The sequence below is a fragment of the Anaerostipes sp. PC18 genome, assembly GCF_039789045.1.
Classification (GTDB): Bacteria; Bacillota; Clostridia; order Lachnospirales; family Lachnospiraceae; genus Anaerostipes; species Anaerostipes hominis.
This window is the reverse complement of the sequence record NZ_CP121164.1, coordinates 1,641,093-1,661,491: the sequence shown is the minus strand read 5'-3', so window position 1 is coordinate 1,661,491 and position 20,399 is coordinate 1,641,093. Positions and strand designations below refer to the sequence as shown.

Below are 20,399 nucleotides of genomic sequence, written 5' to 3'. Positions count from 1 at the left end.
AGACGAAGTGAACCAGCCACTTGCAAGCATGGCGGAAAAATCCTGAGATTTCCCCGCCACCGTGTCTGGATCACTCCGTCAATGTGAGTTGTGTAGCCGTTACAATCTTATTTCAAGATCTTTTTCGGTTCTCCAATATTTTCTTTTTCTTCAATACGATTAGAATTGCGATTAATAGTCCGCTTATTGCGAACAATGATATATATAACACTATATTTGTTCTGTCACCCGTTTTTGGACTGTCTGGCGTATCAGGTTTATCAGGTGTGGATGGCTTCTCTGATGTCACTTCCTTGTGGTTGATAAACTTGATTCCCACATTACCATTCTCTGGAACTGTTCCTTTGTCAGCAGTAGAAGTAGTCACATAGCCGTCCTGGTTGGCTTCTGTTTCTTCTACTGTATATCCGATACCAGCAGGAAGTCTCACAGCTGTTGCTCTCTGCCCGTGTTTCAATGTGAATGTAGCCACGCCGTCCGCGAAGTCCATATCTCCAAATTTTCCGCTGATTGTCTTATCATCAAGCGTAACCGTGAAATGGAACTCCTTGTCTTTATCGCCGTGTGTTCCCGAAACTTGTTTTGTTACTGTCAAGCCACCTGTTTCTGTTTTTGCATTGACATATTTAATGGTATTAGATGGCTTTTTTTGATCCATCTCGGTCACATTCTCATCCACTATAATAGTTCCGGTAACCTTTCCAGAAGCTTCGTCTTTATTTATCTTTCCACTTCCTGTAGTAACAATCTCTTTGACCCCATAATATGTGTTTTTGGCTTCTGTAATGGTATAGGTTGCCCCTTTTGGTAAATTATAAATCAAAACCTTTTCACCAGCTTTAATTGATAACACGCCTTTACCATCTTGCAAATCAATATCTGATTGTTCAACCCAGTTTGGACTCTCAACATCAGTCGGGCTTTTAAACCATGATAAAGAGTTCAAAGGCGTCCCATCTGCTTTTGTGAAATATACGTTGAAATTGAAATCCTTATCTGTTGATTGCGTATCAACAGATAATTGCTTTTCTAATTCTAACATTCCAGGGTCTGTGGCATTAATAAAACGAACATAATTGTTTTTATCAAATTCATCCCCATAATCAACACCCAATGTTAATTTTTGACCTAATCCATCCTTAATTGTTCCTGTCATAAAGGTTGTTGAATCTTTTGGAGTCAATGGAATAACTGTAACATTACTTGGATTCAAGTTATCAGGGTATCCTGTACTAGATGAATCTACTCTTCCTAATTCTCTTACATTATATCCATAGCCTTTCTCCAAATCCTTATCAGTATCTTTTGGCAAATGAGAAATCAGCACTTTCTCTCCATCCTTTAAAAAAAATTTTGTTCCACTGACAATTGAAGCATTAGAAGTACTAATTTCTTTTCCATTTGCATCATATCTCTTATATGGATATTGATTAACCATAGAATTTCCGTTAGGTGTCGTTAAATCCAACTGAAATGCATATACACCTTTATCTTCTTTTGAATTGCTCTTAACATTTTTCTCAATTTGAATTGCCTGATTAAAAGTAATTGGATTTGTTGCTAACTCTTCAAATGGAACTGTAAATCTCATATAGCATGAAGATCCAGATGCTCCTCTTTCTGTGTAATATACAGATAAACGATATGTTTTCTTATTATCTTTATATGGAATACCTGTGGCAATTGTCTCTCCATCACTATTTTTTATATCTTCTGCTCCATCAATAAATTCCCATAAATCTACGTACATACCTAATGACGAGTGAACTCCACCCATGTCTGCCACTTGTACACTGTTAGTATGATCAACTGTAACTGTCCCATCCTCAGAAACAGTTGTTTCTGACAAGAACACTAATAAATCATCATCTCCATAAAAGAAGTAATTCAACGGTCCACAATATCCAGGTTGTAACACAAAATCAAAATATGTTGTCATACCAAAGTAAGAATTATGATCATTATTTTGATCATCACTTGTTGGAAGGGCTCCAGATACTTTAGCTCCAGAACCATCAATTCCTACAAAATTTCTAAGATCTTTGGAATTTAAATTTCCAAATTTAAGATCGTGTCCATCAGTTCCATATGATGAAGCATAATCCATCGGCCAAAATTCATTTGAATAAAGAGATGATTTATTTTTGGAAATTTTATCCAACTTACTGCTAACTTGTTTCCCTTTATTGTTCTTAACTCCAGATAAAGTATATGTACCTCCAAGACGAGAAAACTGTAAGCTATAGTTTTCTTTGGAATTTTCTGTCCCATATCCACTATATTTTAAATATTCCGTTTTCCCTTGTATTCCATTTGGATTATCTATACCATCTGAATTCAAAGTATCTTTAGCTGTTGAAAAGATTGGAGGTGCATTTACCCCCTCACTCCACTTAATACTTCCATTTTCATTGACGCCTTGACCCAAACTAAATGTTGCCCCTCGAAGACTCGGACCATAGAATGTAGTACCCCATTTACTGGTTCCAGCACGATTTCCTGCATTAGTCATATTTAATGATGCCGCTACACCGTTAGAATCATTCCAAGTATTCTTTCCTAATCCAGTCCCAGCATTATCGTTTCCAAAAGCAAATTTTTGCTCTGCTCCAGCAGGAAGATTATTTCGGTTATTTATACCTTGTTTTGCTGTGTTTGCATAAAATGTTACATTTTTCAATTCATCTTTGCTTTGATAAGAAGTTGGAAGTTTACCATCTACATTAAATTTACTGTTTGAAACTAATTGATCTAAAGTTTGTGCTTCTATTGCCTTATCAACCTTTTTGCTTATATTATCTACCTCTTGACCATCTCTTGCTGAATTAGCTGCAGCTTCTGTAGTATAAATCCATCCATCCGTTATATCATAATCGAAAAAATTCACTGCATCATAATTATAATTTTCTTCTGTAGTTGGTTCAAAAACTAGACGAATGACCGTATCTTCAGTAATTAAAATCGTATAACCGTCTTTTGAATCTCCAATATATTTCACACCATCAGCATTTGTAGTTTTTGTGGAATTAAATGCTGGATTGTCCTTATAGTTAGTGAAAGTAAACTTAGAAGGATCATGATGGATTCCATCATCCATTACAGGTGCATCTAAGACATAAAAATCCTCTTTATTAGTACTATCTTTATCCTTACCTTCTTTCAAAAGCCAAACCTGTTCTAATGTATAATTCTTATTATAATGATTTTCACTTTTATCATTATAAAGCTTATTCATGAATCGCATTTGTGATTTTTCAAAGAAATATGTTTCCTCATCAGCAAACAATTTTCGTAATTCATTTTCTGTTTTTACTGTTCCATCATCATTTAAGTTTAGTTGCGAATGTGGACTTTGTTCATATAATTCATCCACGCCATGGTTCTCTCCATAACTATTTTGTTTCTTAAAATTACGTGGTAAATTATTTTCCCGTGAAGCATCTGTTCGCCATACAATCATCGTATCTGTCTTAGATGCTTGCGCATTTACTAAATCCATTCCTGTCTTATCTCCAGAATTTGGAATATCTAAAACCATCGCTGGGTAATTTAAATAATGTTGAATAGTATATTTTGGATTATATTCACTATCTGTTATATTCCCATTCGTATTTCCTTCTGCTTTAATTTGCAAAGACATACAATTTAATATTAAAATTACTACAAAAACCACACACACAAATTTTGACATTATGTAACGAAAATTCTTCTTGACACTCTCTTTATACATATTTCTTCCCTCTTTTCACTCATTTTTCTACAGAACGCAAAAAAGACACAGATCACCATATAATTAGTGTATCTGTGCTTTTGGTATGTCTATATAGGTTGTACGCAAAAAAAACAGACTTTACCTGTCTGTCTGTCTGTCTGTCTGTCTGTCTGTCTGTCTGTCTGTCTGTCTGTCTGTCTGTCTGTCTGTCATAGTATACCAGTTTCTAAGCATGTCTGTCAACCCCTTTTTATACAAAATTAAAAAGTATTTTTCTTTTCCTAATACAAGTTAATTTTACACTATTTTTAAGCACCTGTCTATAATATTTCAGCATTCATCAAACATAGCAATAGAAGTCGTTATACAATGTTCTTTCATTTGTTGTACTATTGTCGTAAATCCTTCAATATTTCCTCTTGCTCATTCATTTAAATGCAGTATTTATAAGGCTTTTCTTTGTTCCCGTAGTGTTTTTCAGTTCAAAGAAGTCACGGAGTCTCTTTCCTGAGAGGTAAAAAAGGAAAATGCAGCAAAGCAGAATGATTTTTCTGTTTTGCTGCATTATACCATATTCGGCTGAATCAGGCCTTTTCTCTCAATTTTCTTTTATTCTTGGTCACCGCTTTTCAGCGCACGCATAGAGTTGAGGATTGCAATCACCGATACTCCCACATCCGCAAAGACTGCTTCCCACATATTTGCCATTCCGGCTGCGCCTAGAGCCAATACAAGAGCCTTTACACCTAAGGCAAACACAATATTCTGTTTCACTATCCGCAGTGTTTTTCTTGAAATATGAACGATGGAGGCAATCTTTCTGACATCGTCGTCCATCAATACCACATCGGCAGCTTCTATGGCCGCATCAGATCCCATGCTTCCCATGGCAATCCCAATATCTGCTCTTGTAAGCACCGGTGCATCATTAATACCGTCTCCGGCAAAAGCAAGCTTTTCTTTCTCTCTCTGATTTTTCAGAAGCTTTTCCACCTGGGATACTTTGTCGCCCGGCAGGAGTTCTGCGTATACTTCATCAATTCCTAATTGTACGGCAACAGATTCAGCTGCCTCTTTCCTGTCTCCGGTGAGCATAACACATTTTTTAACGCCTACCTGCTTCATGCTTTTGATTGCCTCTTTTGCCCCGTCTTTTACCGTATCAGAAATGACGATAGCGCCTGCAAACACACCCTCAGAGGCCACGTAGACGACAGTCCCGGTACTGTTGCAGGAAACATAGTCAATGTGCTGCTGTCTCATTAACTTGCCGTTTCCGATCAGAACTTCTTTCCCATCGATCAGGACACGGATTCCGTGTCCTGCGATTTCTTCAGCCTCGGACACACGGTTCATATCCGCTGTTTTTCCATATGCTTCTTTAATAGAACCGGCAATCGGGTGATTCGAATACCCTTCACCCAATGCCGCAAGCTCAAGAAGTTCCTCTTCTCTGCGTCCCTGCGGCAGGATCTCAGTCACTTTAAATTCACCTTTTGTCAGAGTTCCAGTCTTGTCAAATACTATGGTTGTCATCTCAGATACAGCTTCCAGATAATTGCTTCCCTTGACCAGTACACCGATCCTTGAGGCAGCACCAATCCCTCCGAAAAATCCCATAGGCACTGAAATTACCAGCGCACATGGACAGGAGATTACAAGGAAAATGCAGGCTCTCTGAACCCATTCACCCCAGCCTCCTCCTAAGATCAGCGGAGGGAATACCGCAAGAATCACGGCACCGATTGTTACCACAGGAGTATAATATTTTGCAAATTTAGTAATGAAATTCTCTACATTTGCCTTCTTGCTGCCTGCATTTTCCACCAGTTCCAGAATCCTTGCAACAGTGGAGTCTTCAAATTCTTTCGTCACTTCTACTTTCAGCGTACCGCTTCCGTTGACGCATCCGCTGATCACTTCATCACCTGCAGCTGCCTTTCTCGGAACGGACTCGCCGGTCAGTGCGGCTGTATCGACCAAGGATTCCCCCTCGATTACCACGCCGTCCAAAGGAATTCTTTCCCCCGGTTTTACAACAATGAAACTTCCTATTTCAACTTCATCAGGATCAACCTGTGTGAGCGCTCCATCAACCTCGATATTCGCATATTCGGGGCAGATATCCATCAGCTCTGAGATAGACTGGCGGGATTTTCCCACCGCATAACTCTGGAACAGTTCCCCCACCTGATAAAACAGCATAACGGCCACAGCTTCGGAATACTCTTTCACTCCAAAGGCTCCGAACGTAGCGATCATCATGAGGAAATTTTCATCAAATATCTGTCCATTTCTGATATTTCTGGCTGCTTTGTAAATAATGTCATAGCCGATCACCAGATACGGGATCAGATAAATCACGAACAAAGTCCATGAACCTTCCAAACTTTGGAGGTTGCCCGTATGTTCCGCGATCATCAGCCCTGCAAGTAGGAAAAATGCTGCAATGATCCGGATCAGCATCTTTTTATGTTTTTTTGTCATAAACATAGTCTCCTTATATTGAAAAACAAAACCCGGAGTGCGGGATAGGCTCCGTTCCATCCGGGTTTTATCAACTAGATGAGTATCCTGCAGTCAGGCTCAACCTTGGCACAGGTACTGACAACCTTCTGCATGATTTCATCAAACTTTTCATCTTCTGCGCTGATCGTCATTTTCTGAGTCATAAAACTTACACTGGCGTCATTTACTCCCGGTATTTTTTTGATTGCCTCTTCCATCTTTGCCGCACAGTGTGCACAGTCTAAATCCTGTAACTTAAATTTTTTCTTCATGATATCCTCCCATTTTAATTATGATTATTCTTCAATATGATCTCTTCCCTGAGCGATGATCGTTCTTACGTGACCGTCTGCCAGTGAATAAAAAACTGATTTTCCTTCTCTTCTCGATTTTACCAGCCTTGCCTGCTTCAGTATCTTCAGCTGATGTGAAATTGCAGACTGAGTCATATCAAGAGCCTCCGCCAGGTCACACACACATACTTCCGCTTCAAACAGAACAAACAAAATCCTGATCCTTGTAAAATCTCCAAACACCTTAAAAAGGTCTGCCAGATCCTGCAGTTCACTTTCCTCGGGCATCTTTTCATTTACTGCTTTCAGAAGGTCATCATGGACCTGATAGGTATCACAGCAGTCTATATCATGTACTGTCAACTTCTCACCCTCCTTTTATTATTATATTCATTCATATGAACAATCATTCATATGTTATGTGTTTATCATATATCTCTTTTACCAGAATGTCAATCATAAATTATAAAATATTACCTTCTTATTCGGCACCAAAAGATGGAATTTTCACCTGATCCTTTGAATATTTATGAAACAAGGTTTATAATAAAAAAATTAAAGCATGAAAGGAGGATAAAATATGAAAATCTATACAGAGGTACAGTTTCAGAGTCACAATGTGCTCGTCGCAGATGTGGAAAAGACAGTGAAGGAGGACATTAAATCAAAAGGTGTGAAATTAAATTCCCTGTCATCATTGGAAATCTATTATCAGCCGGAAAATTTGTCTGTATTTTATGTGGCCAAAGCAAAAGACGGCACTTCTATCTCTAATAACGAACCGCTGAGCATTGAATAACTCAGATATTATAGCTACATAATCATGTTTTAAACCGGGACTGCTGTGCGGAAAAAGTACAGCAGTTCTTTTTGTTTCAAAAAAAGAGCCAGTCCTTGAAGTATCTGGCTCATAGTCTAAATCATCATATGACAATACTGATTGATGTACAGAAAGAATCTTCCTGCAGTTTTTATTCTTCCGGCTCATTAAATACTTTTCGAAGATACTCTTCTTTCTCCTTGGGCAGTTTACCTCCATTTAGAGTTTTTATCAGTGCTACTTTAGAACCCCCGTACCAAAAATCAATCATTTTCTGTACCTGTTCTCTTTTGTATTTTTTTTCGTCGACCAAAGGTTTGAGATAAGAAAATCTTCCTCTTCTCTCAATTTTAACGAATCCTTTTCCTTCGATGCTTGTTAAAAACGTACGGACCGTTGATCTTTTTGCATCCCAGTCAAACATTTCTTTCAGTTTATCCTGAAGATCCTGGATGGAAATCTCCTGATTCTCGGCCCACACACATTTCATAATCAGTTTTTCCCGGTTTGTCAAATCTCTGTCTATCATCGGCGCCTCTCCTTATTATTCATTTAATCAATTAACTTTATTTTGTAAATTATATCATATTATTTCCTGGTTTTCAAGTTTTAAATGCAGATACTTCAAAAAAAATGCCAAAAAAAGAGAAAACACAGTTTTTTTCTGCGTTTTTCTTTTTTTGGCATTTGACCAGTTTTTTGCTTATTCCTCAAAAGTTCTGATTGTCCATGTGATTTCACCTCGGTAATTAATCAAAAAAAAGACTTATGAAAACACAATCAGCACTCCGTAGAATTAATCTTTGACTTCATTATTTAGAAGGAATTTTCTTTTTTTATTTCCAGTATATTCATTCCCTTTTTGTCGATTGTGCATATTATATGATTGTAACTATAATCAATAACTGAAAGGAAGTAATTATGAGCCAAAATATAAATAGCAAACCTTGTACCCCAAAACAGCATAACCATGAAGTGTTAGGCAGCACCAAAATTGCAGGATGCTGTGATTACGCGCATAATCACAGATTTGCTACGGTATCAAGCAATGCCATTCCATGCGATGGAAGCCATGTTCATGAAATCAAATTTACCACGGATTCCTGTGATGGACATCATCACGAATTCTGCGGAACATCCGGTCCGGCCATTGATGTAGGCTGCGGCCGCCATGTGCATTTTGTTGCAGGATGCACCTCTACTGACGCAGGGCACAAACATGAATTTGTCGTTGCCACTCTAATAGAAGACCCTGTTTGTGAATAACTTTTTCCCCGGCGTAACAGCCGGGGATTCTTAAGATCTTTTTCTCTTTTCATCAAAAATTAATGTATCATATATTTCTTGTGCTGTATTGCAGTTTAAAATCATTTTCAGCCGATTTTGTTCCTTTCCCACAGCCACGATTTCTTTTATCAGATCCAGATACTCCTTCTCGCCTGTGCATGCAAAACAAAAGATAAGATTCACCTTAGCTTTATCCTTTTGAAATGATATTCCGTCCTTACAGACCAGCAGACTTAATCCATCCTTTATAACACCGGAATCTTTTCCTGCATGAGCCAATGCAACCCCCCGGCTTACCACAATATAGTCTCCGTACTCTTCTACCTTTTGTATTGCTTCTTCCGCATACCTTTGTTCTATATACCCAAATTGCTCAAGCGGTTCAGCCGAACGTTTGATTGCCTCCTTCCAATGACAGGAAGCCGTTTTGATGGCAATGAAGTCTTTTTTCAAAAGTTCTGCCATAGCATTTTCTTTTTTTAGAGGTTTTTTCATCTCCATAAGGATTGCTTCAATCTTATCGTAAGTTTCCGCTGATAATTTATCATCATCCATTAAATCCTGAAGATCCCCCAGTAATTTTTTCTTTTTCTTTTCTATTGGCAGATTAATTTGTTTCTGGCTTTGAAACACTTCCTTTTGGATCAGATTCAAATCTCTCATAGTCAAAAAAGGATTGACTGTAATTACCTTATACTCGTCTGCTTCAATATGTACCGTCGATAAGATAAAATCAATCTTCCTCTCCATCTGTTCCAGCTCACCGATGACTTCACCTGCCGCAAGCACTCCTACAATTTCAAAATCAAAATAGTTCTTGATTTGTGCTTCCAGATATTTTCCGGTAGCCATACTTCCCGGACATACGATCACAATGGAAAGTTTCGGGATATAATATCTCCGGTTTCGGATGACAGCAACACAAATATGAATAACGATTGATTTTTTCATGTTGCTGCTCAGCTTATAAGATAAAAAGGATTCTAAAATATAAGAATATTTCTCTACTAATGTCTCCAGCAGTTCATAGTTCATAGGCAGGTCATAATTTTTAGGAATTTCAACTTCATAGTTTCCCCAATCCTTCATGCTTTTAATATGCATCAAAAGTGAATCAATCAGCTTGTCATCATTGGTCAATTCTAAACGCAGCTCCTGATCAATTTTTGATACAAAGAACATGATGACCTTATAAAGCTCAACTTCGTCTACTGTCTTTACAAACGAGTATAAATTATTTTTCTCAATATAGTCTCTGAAGCAGTCGATCATTTTTTCTGTAACCGGAACGTCTAACATATATCCTGCATAGAGCATCATATGATCAATATTTGTTAATTTCATCCTTTCTGTAACCACTTTGTCTGCTTCGTCATGATCCCGTTCCCGAAAGTTAAAGGCTGTAAATAAATATAAGACAATATCATAAAAGATGTCTTCAATAAAAACCAGATTGTTTATTTTCATATAATCCTGCATATAGGAAAATAATTCAGAGAACGTATATTTAATTTTCATTTTCTTAAGCATCATTCTCTGAAAAAATCCATCATTTTTAATGTTGACCGCAATTTTTTTGTATAGTGAGACAAGCAGCTCCAAAGATGCCTCATAGCTGCATGATAATTTAATTCCTTTTCCACTGTCCAGGATGAGTTCTGCATCGCTGTTTCTTAAAATCTGTTTCATTGCGTCAACATCGCTCATAATTGTTATACGGCTTACAAAAAGTTCCTCTGCAAACCGGTGCATCGTTGTATAATGGGGATTTGCGATTAATTCAAGCATAATATAAATCTGCCGCTCTTCCGGTGACAGCTTATACATGTACATATCCATCTGATATAAATGCTCTTCAATTTTTTCTCTGTCGAACAGTCCTCCGATCTTCAGATTTCCGTCCTCTGTTATGAAAATTTCTCCCATTGAGATTGTCTTAAGAAAATCATTGATCTCATTGATATCATTCTTCAATGTTCTCCTGGAGATATCATACCGGGACATAAACTGCTTTGCCGATACATCGTCTTCTTTGGACTTCAAAATTCCCTGCATAATCTCAGTGCTTCGTCGTTTCATCACATATCACTTTCCTAATTTAAAAGAAAAGAAAGAGACATTATAGATCATGTCTTTCTATAATGTCATTTTCCTTTTTAAGTTTATCCTAATTTTGTCTCCAGAAATTTCGTAATATCTTCCAGCTTCATGGTGCTGCATTTTTCCAGGCTGCCTTCATCCAGTACAAACTGCATTAATTTCTGGAGAAACTCTAAATGATCATCTGCTCCTTTGATTGCCAGATTAAACACTAATCTCGTATCAATATACTCTTCGCTGTCATCCATCCGGTAAAACCGGACCGGTTTATCTAATCTCAAAAAGCAGATACAGTTTTCCTTAATCCCCTCCGCCTTACTGTGCGGGATAGCCACCGGTATGCCGGCCGGCAGACCTGTCGGATACTCTTTCTCTCTTTCAATGCAGGAATCTGTAAATGATCTGCTGACACTTCCATTCTCCATCATACATTTTCCACAAAGCCATATCGCTTCTTCCCAGTCTTTTGCACTTCCTTCTGTCGCCAAGTATATATTTTTTGAACTCACTGCGGTCACTCCTTTGTTTTTTCCGTCTCTACATTCCAAATAATTTACTGATAAAGCAGATGATCACAGTACCCAGGTTATAGCCAAATGAACCGTCTGCTACAAGCCCCTGTATCTTCAGTCCTGTCACAGAGAGCATCTTTGTGCACTCCGGCACAAACATATTGACAAAGAATGTGATCAAAAACATAGATGTAATTGAACATATCAGACTTCTGAGCAGATTTCCTTTGCTGGCCAGCACACACATAACTGTTGTGTAGCATACGATTCCCAGTAAGCCAATAGGGAAGTACACCATGTTCGGAATAATAAATGCAAATAAAATCGTAATCGGAATACAGATAGCGGTACATGTAATGCATGCCGGATCACCCAGCCCTAAAGCCACATCCATGCCGATAAATAATTCTGCATCTTCACCCATATGCTTTTTCATATATGCACTCGCCGCATTTCCGATCGGTGTAAGTCCCTCCATCATAATTGATACCATTCTTGGGATCAAGATCAGAACGCTCGCAATCCCCATACCGATTCCAAAGACTGTTGTCGGCGCCTGTCTTGTAAGCAGTCCCAAAAAGATGCCTACGATCAATCCTACAAAAGCAGGATCACCGAAGAACCCTAATTTTTCTTCCAGCTTCTTCATATCAATATCAATATCTTTGATCCCGGGTATATGGTCGACCAGCTTATTAACAGCCCATGACAGCGGATACATAAATGTAGTAAAGGACAGCGTCGAACAGGTAGTTCCGTCAAGTCCAAAAAAATCCTGCCAATGATGTGCGATTGCCTGGCCTGCATATAGTGCAGCTATGGAAAGGCCCACCGTGATGGCAAGTCCCAGGAGTGCATTTCCCCATAATGCGTATGCCAATGCTCCGGGGATCAGGAAATGAATATAATTCCATATATCTACATTCAGCACTTTGGTCAGTCCGGCTCTAAGCAGAATAAAGTTTGCGATTACAATGAGCGGCACTGCGATCGGTGCAAACGGCACTGTCCACGACGCACCTCCCACCGCTGCAAATCCAATATCCGCAGCAGTAAAACCGCTTCCCATTTTTTGATAATATTCCGTGATTGGCTGAATTGTTGTCGTCAGCAGCCCTACTGTTAAACTTAATCCCTGAAACCCGATTCCTACCATTAATCCGGCTTTTAACGATGCCCCAAATTTCATTCGGAACACAAGTCCTAAAATACAGATCATGATCGGCAGCAATGCCACAGCGCCCATATTTAACAGAGCCTGCACCGCTTTTAATAAAATGTCCATACCTTCTTCCTCCTATCTCTTCTAAAATATGATCATCAGTTTTCATTCTGCAGTCTGTGACATGTATCTATGATTTCGTCTCTGATCTTATCCTCATTGATCCCTGAGATCAGCCCAAACACTTTGATAAGCGGTTTATCTAATTTCTGCCGGTAGTTTGTTGTCACCATGACAATATCTACATCTGCCTGTTTAGCCGGAATTTCTGTCATCGTACTTTTAATGATCTTTGCGGGAATCCCTGCATCCCTGCAGATTTTCTTTACAGCTTCCTGTGCTACGGTGGAAGTTGCCACTCCGCTTCCGCATGCTACTAATATTTTTAATTCTTTTGCCATAACATTCGTCTCCTATTCTTCTTCGTTTGGAAGCAATACAACTTTGATCGCTTCTCCTGTTTTTGTTAACTCAATACCTTTTTGTATCTCACTTAAAGGCAGTACATGCGTTATAAATTTTTCCGTAGGAAATGCATCAGAGATTGCCAGCTCATAGGATTTCTGTACCTGCATGCTGTTAGCTCCGTAATGTCCGTAAATCCACAGACTGTTATAGTGGATATAGTTTGAATCGATCTCTGTCACCGCACCTTTGGCCACTCCGCCGAAAAATACGATGATCCCTCCTTTTTTTGCCATAAAAACTGCCTGAGACTGGGCAGCCGTTGACGGATTTGCTGAAATCACTTTTTCCGCTCCTCTGCCGCCGGTCAATCTTTTCACAGCTTCAACCGGATCTTCTTTTGTACTGTTTACTGTATAGTCTACACCGAACTGTTTTGCCGTTTCTAAACGTTTATCATTAATCTCCACCATGATTACCTTTCCGGCCCCGCGGATCTTTGCTAATTGTGAATGAAAACAGCCGATTGGACCGGCCCCAATGATCACCACCGTGTCTCCAAGTGTGACATTTATATTCTCCTGGCATGCATAGACAGATGATAATGGTTCTCCCAGCGATGCGCTCTTATAGTCAACACCGTCCGGGATTGGATATACGGCATCCGCATTAAGCTGCTCCGGCGGCACCGGCAGATAATCTGCAAATCCTCCCTGACGGTTCGCGTAATCTCCTGCATTTTCACAATTTTCGCTGTGGCCGCTCCTGCACGCTTCACATTTCAGACAATGTTCCACAGGATAAACATAGAGACGGTCTCCCACTGCATATGTATCAGCCTCCGGCGAAACTTCTGCGACTTCACCGACAACCTCGTGTCCATAAATGTGAGGATAATCTCCTTTTCTTGAATCTGTTGTTAAATTTCTAATATCTGAACCACACAGCCCAATAGCTTTTACCTTTAATAAAAGCCCGCCTGCCGGACACTCCGGCCTTTGAACCTCCTCTACTCTGATATCATTTGGTCCGTACATCACTGCTGCTTTCATCCTTACATCTCCCTTCTGTTTTTTAATCTGTTTCTTCTGCTCCCGGGATGATGTTCAAATAGGGATTCTAATTTATCATCCGGAATATCTGTGATGGTTCCGACTTCGCCTGCAATTTTCGCAATTTTTAATACTTCTTCTGCAGCCTCAATTATTTTTACAGCGTCTTCCAGCGTATTGCCTACCGCTACACATCCATGATTTCCCAACAGGACCAGATCATGTTCTTTCATTGCCTCGTCAATCCCGTCTGCAATATGTACAGTGCCCGCCTCTCCATACGGCAGACAGGGAATTTCTTCAAACACCAGAGAAAATGTGGTGGAACACTTTAACCTGATGGTTTTGTTGCAGTACGCATATGCTGTTAAGTAAGGAGCATGGATATGTGCAACTGCGCTGCAGTCAGGTCTGGCTTTTAATGCGGCCTCATGGAGCAGATATTCACTGGAGCGGCTGACGCTTCCTCCGATCTGTTCTCCGTCCTTTACAACTGCCACCATATCTTCATCAAGGAAGGCTTTTCTTGTCCCTGAAGGTGTAATATATAATTCTCCGGTTTCACGGTCCAGAATTGAAATATTTCCTTCAAGTGTATTGACCAGCCCTTTGGAATCTAATAATTTTGCATATAAAACTATCTCTTTTTTTATACTGTTCACCTTGTTCACCATTTTAATCTCCTTATGAAATGGATCTCTTTTTACGTTTACGGTAACTGTTGTCCTGCAGGTATGAATTTAGTATATCGTTCACACTTTACCCCAGCAAGACAAAAGCCTTACCTCACGGATGACAGTATTTTTTACTATCTGGTAAAAAACAGGGCCGTGGTTTTGTTCAAAATCTAACCAGCTTTGCAAGTCTGTGTGTATCCTGGCGGAGCGCTTTTTATTTCATAGGGAAGGTCGTAGAACATTCCTATGAAATAAAAAAAGAGCCGCAATCACTGCGGCCCCCACTTAAACTTACTTTATTATCTGATCATAGAAATCATAAAACTTCAGTATCCTCAAGTATGTAACACGGTCCCTGATATACGGCGCAATTCTGGCCGTTTTTTCTTTCATAGACGGATCAAAGCCCAACTCTTCAAGACTTTTAACTCCGCCGACTTTTCGGAGCATATCCTCAATCTCCTCTGCTTCTGGGATCTCTTCGATGATTTTAATGATCTCTTTCGTCTTTTCACTCAATAGATCGGGATGTATACTGTCCAAAAGGTTCGGATCATTAGTTTTTTTGATGCTCTCACACAGTTCTCTGTCTCTAAATGTTACCTCGATCAGACCAGTCTCTACATCTACATGATCTTTGATACAAAATTCACCTTTTTTCAAATATGATGCTGCCTTATGATAAATACCGCCGGCCAGAATAAGCCCGACTCCGACTTTTTCTCCATGATACGCGCTAATTTCCTCATTGATCACTGCCATTTCCCAGAAATGAGCCATATGATGTTCTGCGCCGGAGGCCGGACGGGAATTTCCTGTCATCTGCATAGCCAATCCTGACAGCAGCAGTCCGTACATTAGTTCTTCATATGCTGCAATTTCGCCGTTTTTCAGCCCTTCCAATGAATTCTTTAAATTATCAAGTGCTTCATACTCCATGCTGCAAATCCTGTCACAGATGTATTCCCCATTCAAAAGATGTGTAATCTTCCAGTCTGCCAGCGCCGTATATTTTCCAAGCAGATCTCCTGCGCCAGAGGCTGTCAGACGCATCGGTGCCTGAGCGATCACTTGGCTGTCAGCAATCACAAGGATCGGAGAAACAGCGATCATGCTTTTTTTAAATCCATACCAGGACATGGCGGCTACGGTAGAGACATATCCGTCTACGCTGGCTGCCGTGGGCACGGAGATAAATGGTATCTTTTTTTCATAGGCGTGATACCTTGTCAGATCGTGAATCGTTCCGGAGCCGACTGCGACCAGACAGTCGGTCTCCTTCATCTGTTCCAATGCTTCCCGTACCTTATTGACACCGACTTCATTTGCATGGAGATTTTCAGATTCCAATTTGATGATCTGAATTCCTTTGATAAGTGCCTCAACCTCTTTTCCTGCCGCCTCATATGTATTCTCGTCACAGACCATTGCAAAACTATGATACCCTATATAAGGATCTTTCTGAAGTATCTCCGGTATCCTCTGCAGTGCACCTTCCTCCAGGATGATCTCATTTACGGTCAGCTTATGATTCCTTCCGCAGCTGCATTTTCCAGAAAATTTTGTCATATCTATATTCATAGTATTCCGCTCCTCTCTTAAAAAAGATATCTTGTTCTGCCTTTATGATATCTTTTCAAAGATACTACTTCAAGACCAGTTTGCTTCCGTCCATCCTGCATAAACTTTACCAGGCAGGAAAGATACGAACAATGACAGTCTCAGCTATCTTTCATTATGAAGCAGCTTGTGTTCCTTTCCTTTCAGAATACCGTCATAAACAGTTGCCACGATCGGATTCTGGCTGGAAAGCTTGATCTGGGCCAATTTATCAATCTTATAAAGCCCTTCTACTCTGGCTTTCTTTGTCCTCGGTCCGATCGGCACAGGCTGGCCGCCGCCGGTAATGCAGCCTCTCTTGCAAGCCATGACTTCCACAAAGTCGTAGTATATTTCTCCCGCCTCTATTTTATCCAGTACCTCGGAGGCACATTTGAGGCCGTTTACCACTGCGATCTTTACGTCCCTGTCTCCCAGCTTGACGGAAGCTTCCTTAATCCCGTCCACGCCCCGGACACCGGTAAAGCTGATGGCCTCCAGATCTTCTGCCCGGTCGCTGTTCATCAGGCGGCGCAGGACGGCCTCTGTCACTCCTCCGGTCACGCCGAAGATTGCTCCGGCTCCGGAGGAGATTCCAAACGGCATATCCAAAGCCTCCGGCTCTACCTGAGAAAGGTCAATCCCTGACTCCTGAATCATGCGGGATGCCTCGGTCGTTGTCAGAACATAATCTACATTTTGTTCCCCTTCATTGAAATGTTCCGGCCTCGTGATCTCTGCTTTTTTTGCGGTACACGGCATGATGGATACGACCACTGTTTTCCTTGAGTCGCCTGCCTCATCCATTCGTGCCTCTTCTTTGATCAGCGCTCCGAACATTTCCTGAGGAGAACGGCACGTTGAAATTTTTTTCCTGAACTGTGGATACCTGTTCTCACAGAACTTCACCCATGCTGGACAGCAGGAGGTGAATAACGGAAGGTTATCTCCGGATTCAAGCCGTTCTACCAGTTCCTTGGATTCTTCCATGACCGTTAAGTCTGCGCCGAAGTTTGTATCATAGACTTCATCGAATCCGATCCTTCTAAGGGCGGCCACAAGACGCCCCAGTACATTTTCTCCTTTCGGGATTCCGAACTTGTCTCCCACGGCTACGCGCACGGCAGGAGCAATCTGGACAACGACCCGTATTTTCGGATCAGACAGCGCCTCCCAAACTCTTTCAATGTCCTGCTTGATCGTAATGGCTCCGGTAGGACAGACTGCACGGCACTGTCCGCATCCCACACAGTCCGTTTGTGCCAGGTCTTTGTTAAAAGCCGTTGTCACCTGCATTTTTGATCCGCGGAATGCGAAGTCCAGGATTCCCATGCCCTGAATTTCATCGCAGGTCCTCACGCAGTCTCCGCATAGGATACATTTGTTAGGGTCCCGGATGATACATTCGGAAGACAGATCCTTCGGTAGCTGCTTTTTATTGTTCTCAAAGCGCACCTCCTTGATTCCCAGCCGTCTGGATAATTTCTGCAGGACACAGACACCGTTTTTCGTACAGGTAGTACAGTCTCTGCAGTGGGAGGCCAGCAAAAGTTCAATAATCATTTTTCTGTGATGCTTAAGCCTCGGTGTATTTGTATAGATCACCATTTTGTCTCTTGGTGTCTCAGAGCAGGATGCAAAGATCCTACCCCGGTCATCTTCCACCACACACATCCGGCATGCGCCGTATGTGGAAAGTTCGGAATGATAGCAGAATGTAGGAAGATCGATCCCGGATTTGCGGATGACAGACAAAACATTTTTTTCATCTGTGAACTCTACTCTTCTGTTATTGATTGTCATATAACTCATGTTCTTCTCCTCCTACCCTTCAATATGGATCGCACCAAACGCACAGGCACTCTCACATGCACCGCACTTAATGCATTTATTATTGTCAATTACATACGGTTCTTTGATCCGTCCGCTGATGGCGTCTGCCGGACAGTTCCTTGCACACTTGGAACATCCTTTGCAGCGTTCCGGGCTGATGATAAATCTTCTCAGGGCACTGCAGTTATGAGAAGCACACTTCTTGTCGACCACATGTTCCACATACTCATCGCGGAACAGCTTAAGGGTACTCATGACAGGGAGGGCAGCACTTTTTCCCAATCCGCAGAGTGCCGTCTCTGTGATCGTCGTGGCTAGCTCCTCCAGAAGGTCCAGATCTTCAGGCTTTCCTTTTCCCTCCACGATCCGCTCAAGAATCTCCAGCATCCGCTTGGTTCCTTCTCTGCACGGGACACATTTTCCGCAGCTTTCATTCTGGGTAAAATTCATGAAGAACCGTGCCACTTCCACCATACAGGTGCTGTCATCCATAACAACAAGGCCTCCGGACCCGATCATGGCACCCATCTTTTTCAGGGAGTCAAAGTCCAGATTCACATCCAGGTGCGGTGTGATGAGGCATCCGCCGGACGGTCCTCCGATCTGTACCGCCTTGAATTCTCCGTCTCCCTTGATTCCTCCTCCGATATCATAGATCACTTCCCGGAGCGTCGTTCCCATAGGCACCTCGATCAGGCCTGTGTGATTGACACTGCCTGTCAGGGCAAACGCCTTGGTTCCGGGGCTTTTCTCAGGGCCGATCCCTTTAAACCACTGGGCGCCTTCTGTGATGATCATCGGAACATTAGCGAACGTCTCTACATTGTTCAGCACCGTCGGTTTTCCAAACAGGCCCTGTTCTACGGTTCTCGGCGGTTTTACCCGGGGCATCCCCCGGCTGCCCTCGATGGATGCCGTCAGTGCGCTTCCCTCTCCGCACACGAAAGCGCCTGCTCCTTTATTGATATGTAAATGGAAAGAAAAATCAGTTCCCAGAATATGTTCTCCCAGAAGTCCGCATTCTTCCGCCTGTTCTATTGCCCGTTTCAGACGGCTGATTGCCAGGGGGTATTCCGCCCGCACATAAATATATCCTTCCCGGGCGCCTACCGCATAGGCGGCGATCATGATTCCTTCGATCATCTTGTGGGGATCTCCCTCCATGATGCTTCGGTCCATAAATGCACCCGGGTCCCCCTCGTCTCCGTTACATACGACATAGCGGATTTTCTCTTTCTGTCCGGCTACCTGGGACCACTTATACCCTGTTGGGAAACCTCCGCCTCCCCGGCCTCTCAGATTCGACTCTGATATTTCGCTGACCACCTCTTCCGGCTTCATGTCAAACAGTGCTTTTTCCAGAGCCTCGTATCCGCCGATGGATAAATACTCCTCTATATGTTCTGCGTCAATATGCCCGCAGTTTTTTAATACGTTTCTCGTCTGTTTTTTATAAAAGGGAATCTCTTCCTGCCTCTGATATTCAATTCCATCCCTCTTGAATAACAGATGCCTGATCGGTTCTCCCTTTTCAATCGTCCTGTGAAAAATCTCCTCACAGTCTTCAAGCTTCACCTTTGTATATAGGATTCCCTGAGGCTCGATCCTCATCAGAGGCCCCATCTCGCAGAAGCCATGGCATCCGCTTTTTTTCACTCCGATCTCACCGTCTCCGTGTGCAATCTCCGGTCCGAAATGGACTTCTACGTCAGGATGTTCCCCCACTAACTCACACATCCTGTCATAGATGGCGCCTGACCCGCCGGAAAGACAGCCTGTACCTGCACAGATCAGGACCCGGCATTTGCTTTTGTTCATCTGCTCCCTGGAAGTTTGACGGATCTGTTCAAGAACTTCTCTGTTTTCAATTTTTTTCATCATTTAAGCTCCTCTCAGTTCACGGATCAGTTCAGCAGCAGCATCCGGGGTCATCGCCGGATAGACTTTGTCATTGACGGTGAGGACTGGTGCAAGCCCGCAGGCACCAAGACAGGAAACGGTCTCCAGCGTGAACATCATATCATCAGTGGTCGCTTTCTCCTCTGAGAGCCCCAACTCACTGTAAAGACGTTCCAAAATGGAGACTGATTTGCGGACATGACAGGCTGTCCCGTTGCAGACTTTAATGATATATTTTCCTTTTGGTTCAAAAGAAAAGTTTTCATAAAAGGTCGCAACACTGTACGCCTTGGCTTCGTCAATGGACAGCTTTGATGCCACATAACTTAAAAGCTCCGGCGGAAGATAGCGATATTCTGCCTGAATATCCTGGATGATCGGGATCAAAGCAGCCTGCGTAAGCCCGTGAGATGCTATGATCTCATCTGTTTTGTCATAGTAGGCCTGGTTTAACATGAAATACCTCCTTCACATTGTGCA

Annotated in this window: 17 protein-coding genes; 2 read left to right on the top strand and 15 right to left on the bottom strand. The window is 41.7% G+C overall.

Going from position 1 to position 20,399, the window contains the following annotated elements; translation table 11 throughout:
• Nucleotides 1-112: 112 nt before the first annotated feature.
• From P8F77_RS08975 to P8F77_RS08960, 4 genes are all read right to left on the bottom strand, one after another.
• Nucleotides 113-3,730 (bottom strand): DUF5979 domain-containing protein, encoded by a 3,618-nt coding sequence (locus P8F77_RS08975; RefSeq protein ID WP_270432930.1) that lies wholly within the window; start codon nt 3,728-3,730, stop codon nt 113-115.
• 591 nt (nt 3,731-4,321) lie between these two features.
• Nucleotides 4,322-6,199, bottom strand: coding sequence for a heavy metal translocating P-type ATPase (locus P8F77_RS08970; protein ID WP_270432500.1), 1,878 nt, complete (start codon nt 6,197-6,199; stop codon nt 4,322-4,324).
• A 74-nt stretch (nt 6,200-6,273) separates the two neighbouring features.
• Nucleotides 6,274-6,492: a cation transporter gene (locus tag P8F77_RS08965; protein WP_006567070.1), complete on the bottom strand. Its 219-nt coding sequence runs from the start codon at nt 6,490-6,492 to the stop codon at nt 6,274-6,276.
• A gap of 24 nt (nt 6,493-6,516) precedes the next feature.
• Nucleotides 6,517-6,876, bottom strand: a complete 360-nt coding sequence (locus tag P8F77_RS08960; protein ID WP_024727653.1) for a metalloregulator ArsR/SmtB family transcription factor — start codon at nt 6,874-6,876, stop codon at nt 6,517-6,519.
• Between the two features lie 217 nt (nt 6,877-7,093).
• On the opposite strand from P8F77_RS08960, the gene P8F77_RS08955 reads away from it, so the two are divergent.
• Nucleotides 7,094-7,312 (top strand): DUF6465 family protein, encoded by a 219-nt coding sequence (locus P8F77_RS08955; RefSeq protein WP_287518393.1) that lies wholly within the window; start codon nt 7,094-7,096, stop codon nt 7,310-7,312.
• A gap of 172 nt (nt 7,313-7,484) precedes the next feature.
• Here P8F77_RS08955 and P8F77_RS08950 read toward each other — a convergent pair whose 3' ends face one another.
• Nucleotides 7,485-7,862 carry a BlaI/MecI/CopY family transcriptional regulator gene (locus tag P8F77_RS08950; protein WP_024727655.1) on the bottom strand — a complete coding sequence of 126 codons (378 nt, stop codon included), beginning with the start codon at nt 7,860-7,862 and terminating at the stop codon, nt 7,485-7,487.
• A gap of 392 nt (nt 7,863-8,254) precedes the next feature.
• On the opposite strand from P8F77_RS08950, the gene P8F77_RS08945 reads away from it, so the two are divergent.
• A complete protein-coding gene (locus tag P8F77_RS08945) occupies nt 8,255-8,599 on the top strand; it encodes a YmaF family protein (protein WP_051405214.1) in 345 nt (114 codons plus the stop codon).
• Between the two features lie 30 nt (nt 8,600-8,629).
• Here P8F77_RS08945 and P8F77_RS08940 read toward each other — a convergent pair whose 3' ends face one another.
• The 10 genes from P8F77_RS08940 to P8F77_RS08895 form a co-directional block, all read right to left on the bottom strand.
• Nucleotides 8,630-10,699, bottom strand: a complete 2,070-nt coding sequence (locus P8F77_RS08940) for a PTS sugar transporter subunit IIA (RefSeq protein WP_024727656.1) — start codon at nt 10,697-10,699, stop codon at nt 8,630-8,632.
• An 83-nt stretch (nt 10,700-10,782) separates the two neighbouring features.
• The gene (locus tag P8F77_RS08935) at nt 10,783-11,229 is read right to left on the bottom strand and encodes a PTS sugar transporter subunit IIA (protein ID WP_270432510.1); all 447 of its coding nucleotides are present in this window, start codon (nt 11,227-11,229) and stop codon (nt 10,783-10,785) included.
• Nucleotides 11,230-11,257: 28 nt separating this feature from the next.
• Nucleotides 11,258-12,517 carry a PTS transporter subunit IIC gene (locus P8F77_RS08930; RefSeq protein WP_024727658.1) on the bottom strand — a complete coding sequence of 420 codons (1,260 nt, stop codon included), beginning with the start codon at nt 12,515-12,517 and terminating at the stop codon, nt 11,258-11,260.
• Nucleotides 12,518-12,552: 35 nt separating this feature from the next.
• Nucleotides 12,553-12,855, bottom strand: coding sequence for a PTS sugar transporter subunit IIB (locus P8F77_RS08925; RefSeq protein ID WP_024727659.1), 303 nt, complete (start codon nt 12,853-12,855; stop codon nt 12,553-12,555).
• A gap of 12 nt (nt 12,856-12,867) precedes the next feature.
• Nucleotides 12,868-13,911, bottom strand: coding sequence for an alcohol dehydrogenase catalytic domain-containing protein (locus P8F77_RS08920; protein ID WP_024727660.1), 1,044 nt, complete (start codon nt 13,909-13,911; stop codon nt 12,868-12,870).
• 2 nt (nt 13,912-13,913) lie between these two features.
• Complete coding sequence (locus P8F77_RS08915; RefSeq protein WP_024727661.1) at nt 13,914-14,585, bottom strand: class II aldolase/adducin family protein; 672 nt, start codon at nt 14,583-14,585, stop codon at nt 13,914-13,916.
• 294 nt (nt 14,586-14,879) lie between these two features.
• Nucleotides 14,880-16,169 carry a sn-glycerol-1-phosphate dehydrogenase gene (locus P8F77_RS08910; RefSeq protein ID WP_024727662.1) on the bottom strand — a complete coding sequence of 430 codons (1,290 nt, stop codon included), beginning with the start codon at nt 16,167-16,169 and terminating at the stop codon, nt 14,880-14,882.
• A 144-nt stretch (nt 16,170-16,313) separates the two neighbouring features.
• Nucleotides 16,314-17,999, bottom strand: coding sequence for a [FeFe] hydrogenase, group A (locus P8F77_RS08905; RefSeq protein WP_287518403.1), 1,686 nt, complete (start codon nt 17,997-17,999; stop codon nt 16,314-16,316).
• 12 nt (nt 18,000-18,011) lie between these two features.
• Nucleotides 18,012-19,901 carry an NADH-quinone oxidoreductase subunit NuoF gene (gene nuoF, locus P8F77_RS08900; protein WP_287518405.1) on the bottom strand — a complete coding sequence of 630 codons (1,890 nt, stop codon included), beginning with the start codon at nt 19,899-19,901 and terminating at the stop codon, nt 18,012-18,014.
• The gene (locus P8F77_RS08895) at nt 19,902-20,375 is read right to left on the bottom strand and encodes an NAD(P)H-dependent oxidoreductase subunit E (protein ID WP_009289728.1); all 474 of its coding nucleotides are present in this window, start codon (nt 20,373-20,375) and stop codon (nt 19,902-19,904) included.
• Nucleotides 20,376-20,399: the final 24 nt, after the last annotated feature.

Bases quoted from the DNA above. Each gene is read 5' to 3' on its own strand.
- P8F77_RS08915 (WP_024727661.1), bottom strand. From the start codon at position 14,585: ATGGTGAACAAGGTGAACAGTATAAAAAAAGAGATAGTTTTATATGCA.
- P8F77_RS08950 (WP_024727655.1), bottom strand. From the start codon at position 7,862: ATGATAGACAGAGATTTGACAAACCGGGAAAAACTGATTATGAAATGT.
- P8F77_RS08895 (WP_009289728.1), bottom strand. From the start codon at position 20,375: ATGTTAAACCAGGCCTACTATGACAAAACAGATGAGATCATAGCATCT.
- P8F77_RS08955 (WP_287518393.1), top strand. From the start codon at position 7,094: ATGAAAATCTATACAGAGGTACAGTTTCAGAGTCACAATGTGCTCGTC.
- nuoF (WP_287518405.1), bottom strand. From the start codon at position 19,901: ATGATGAAAAAAATTGAAAACAGAGAAGTTCTTGAACAGATCCGTCAA.
- P8F77_RS08930 (WP_024727658.1), bottom strand. From the start codon at position 12,517: ATGGACATTTTATTAAAAGCGGTGCAGGCTCTGTTAAATATGGGCGCT.
- P8F77_RS08965 (WP_006567070.1), bottom strand. From the start codon at position 6,492: ATGAAGAAAAAATTTAAGTTACAGGATTTAGACTGTGCACACTGTGCG.
- P8F77_RS08975 (WP_270432930.1), bottom strand. From the start codon at position 3,730: ATGTATAAAGAGAGTGTCAAGAAGAATTTTCGTTACATAATGTCAAAA.
- P8F77_RS08925 (WP_024727659.1), bottom strand. From the start codon at position 12,855: ATGGCAAAAGAATTAAAAATATTAGTAGCATGCGGAAGCGGAGTGGCA.
- P8F77_RS08945 (WP_051405214.1), top strand. From the start codon at position 8,255: ATGAGCCAAAATATAAATAGCAAACCTTGTACCCCAAAACAGCATAAC.
- P8F77_RS08905 (WP_287518403.1), bottom strand. From the start codon at position 17,999: ATGAGTTATATGACAATCAATAACAGAAGAGTAGAGTTCACAGATGAA.
- P8F77_RS08910 (WP_024727662.1), bottom strand. From the start codon at position 16,169: ATGAATATAGATATGACAAAATTTTCTGGAAAATGCAGCTGCGGAAGG.
- P8F77_RS08940 (WP_024727656.1), bottom strand. From the start codon at position 10,699: ATGAAACGACGAAGCACTGAGATTATGCAGGGAATTTTGAAGTCCAAA.
- P8F77_RS08920 (WP_024727660.1), bottom strand. From the start codon at position 13,911: ATGAAAGCAGCAGTGATGTACGGACCAAATGATATCAGAGTAGAGGAG.
- P8F77_RS08970 (WP_270432500.1), bottom strand. From the start codon at position 6,199: ATGACAAAAAAACATAAAAAGATGCTGATCCGGATCATTGCAGCATTT.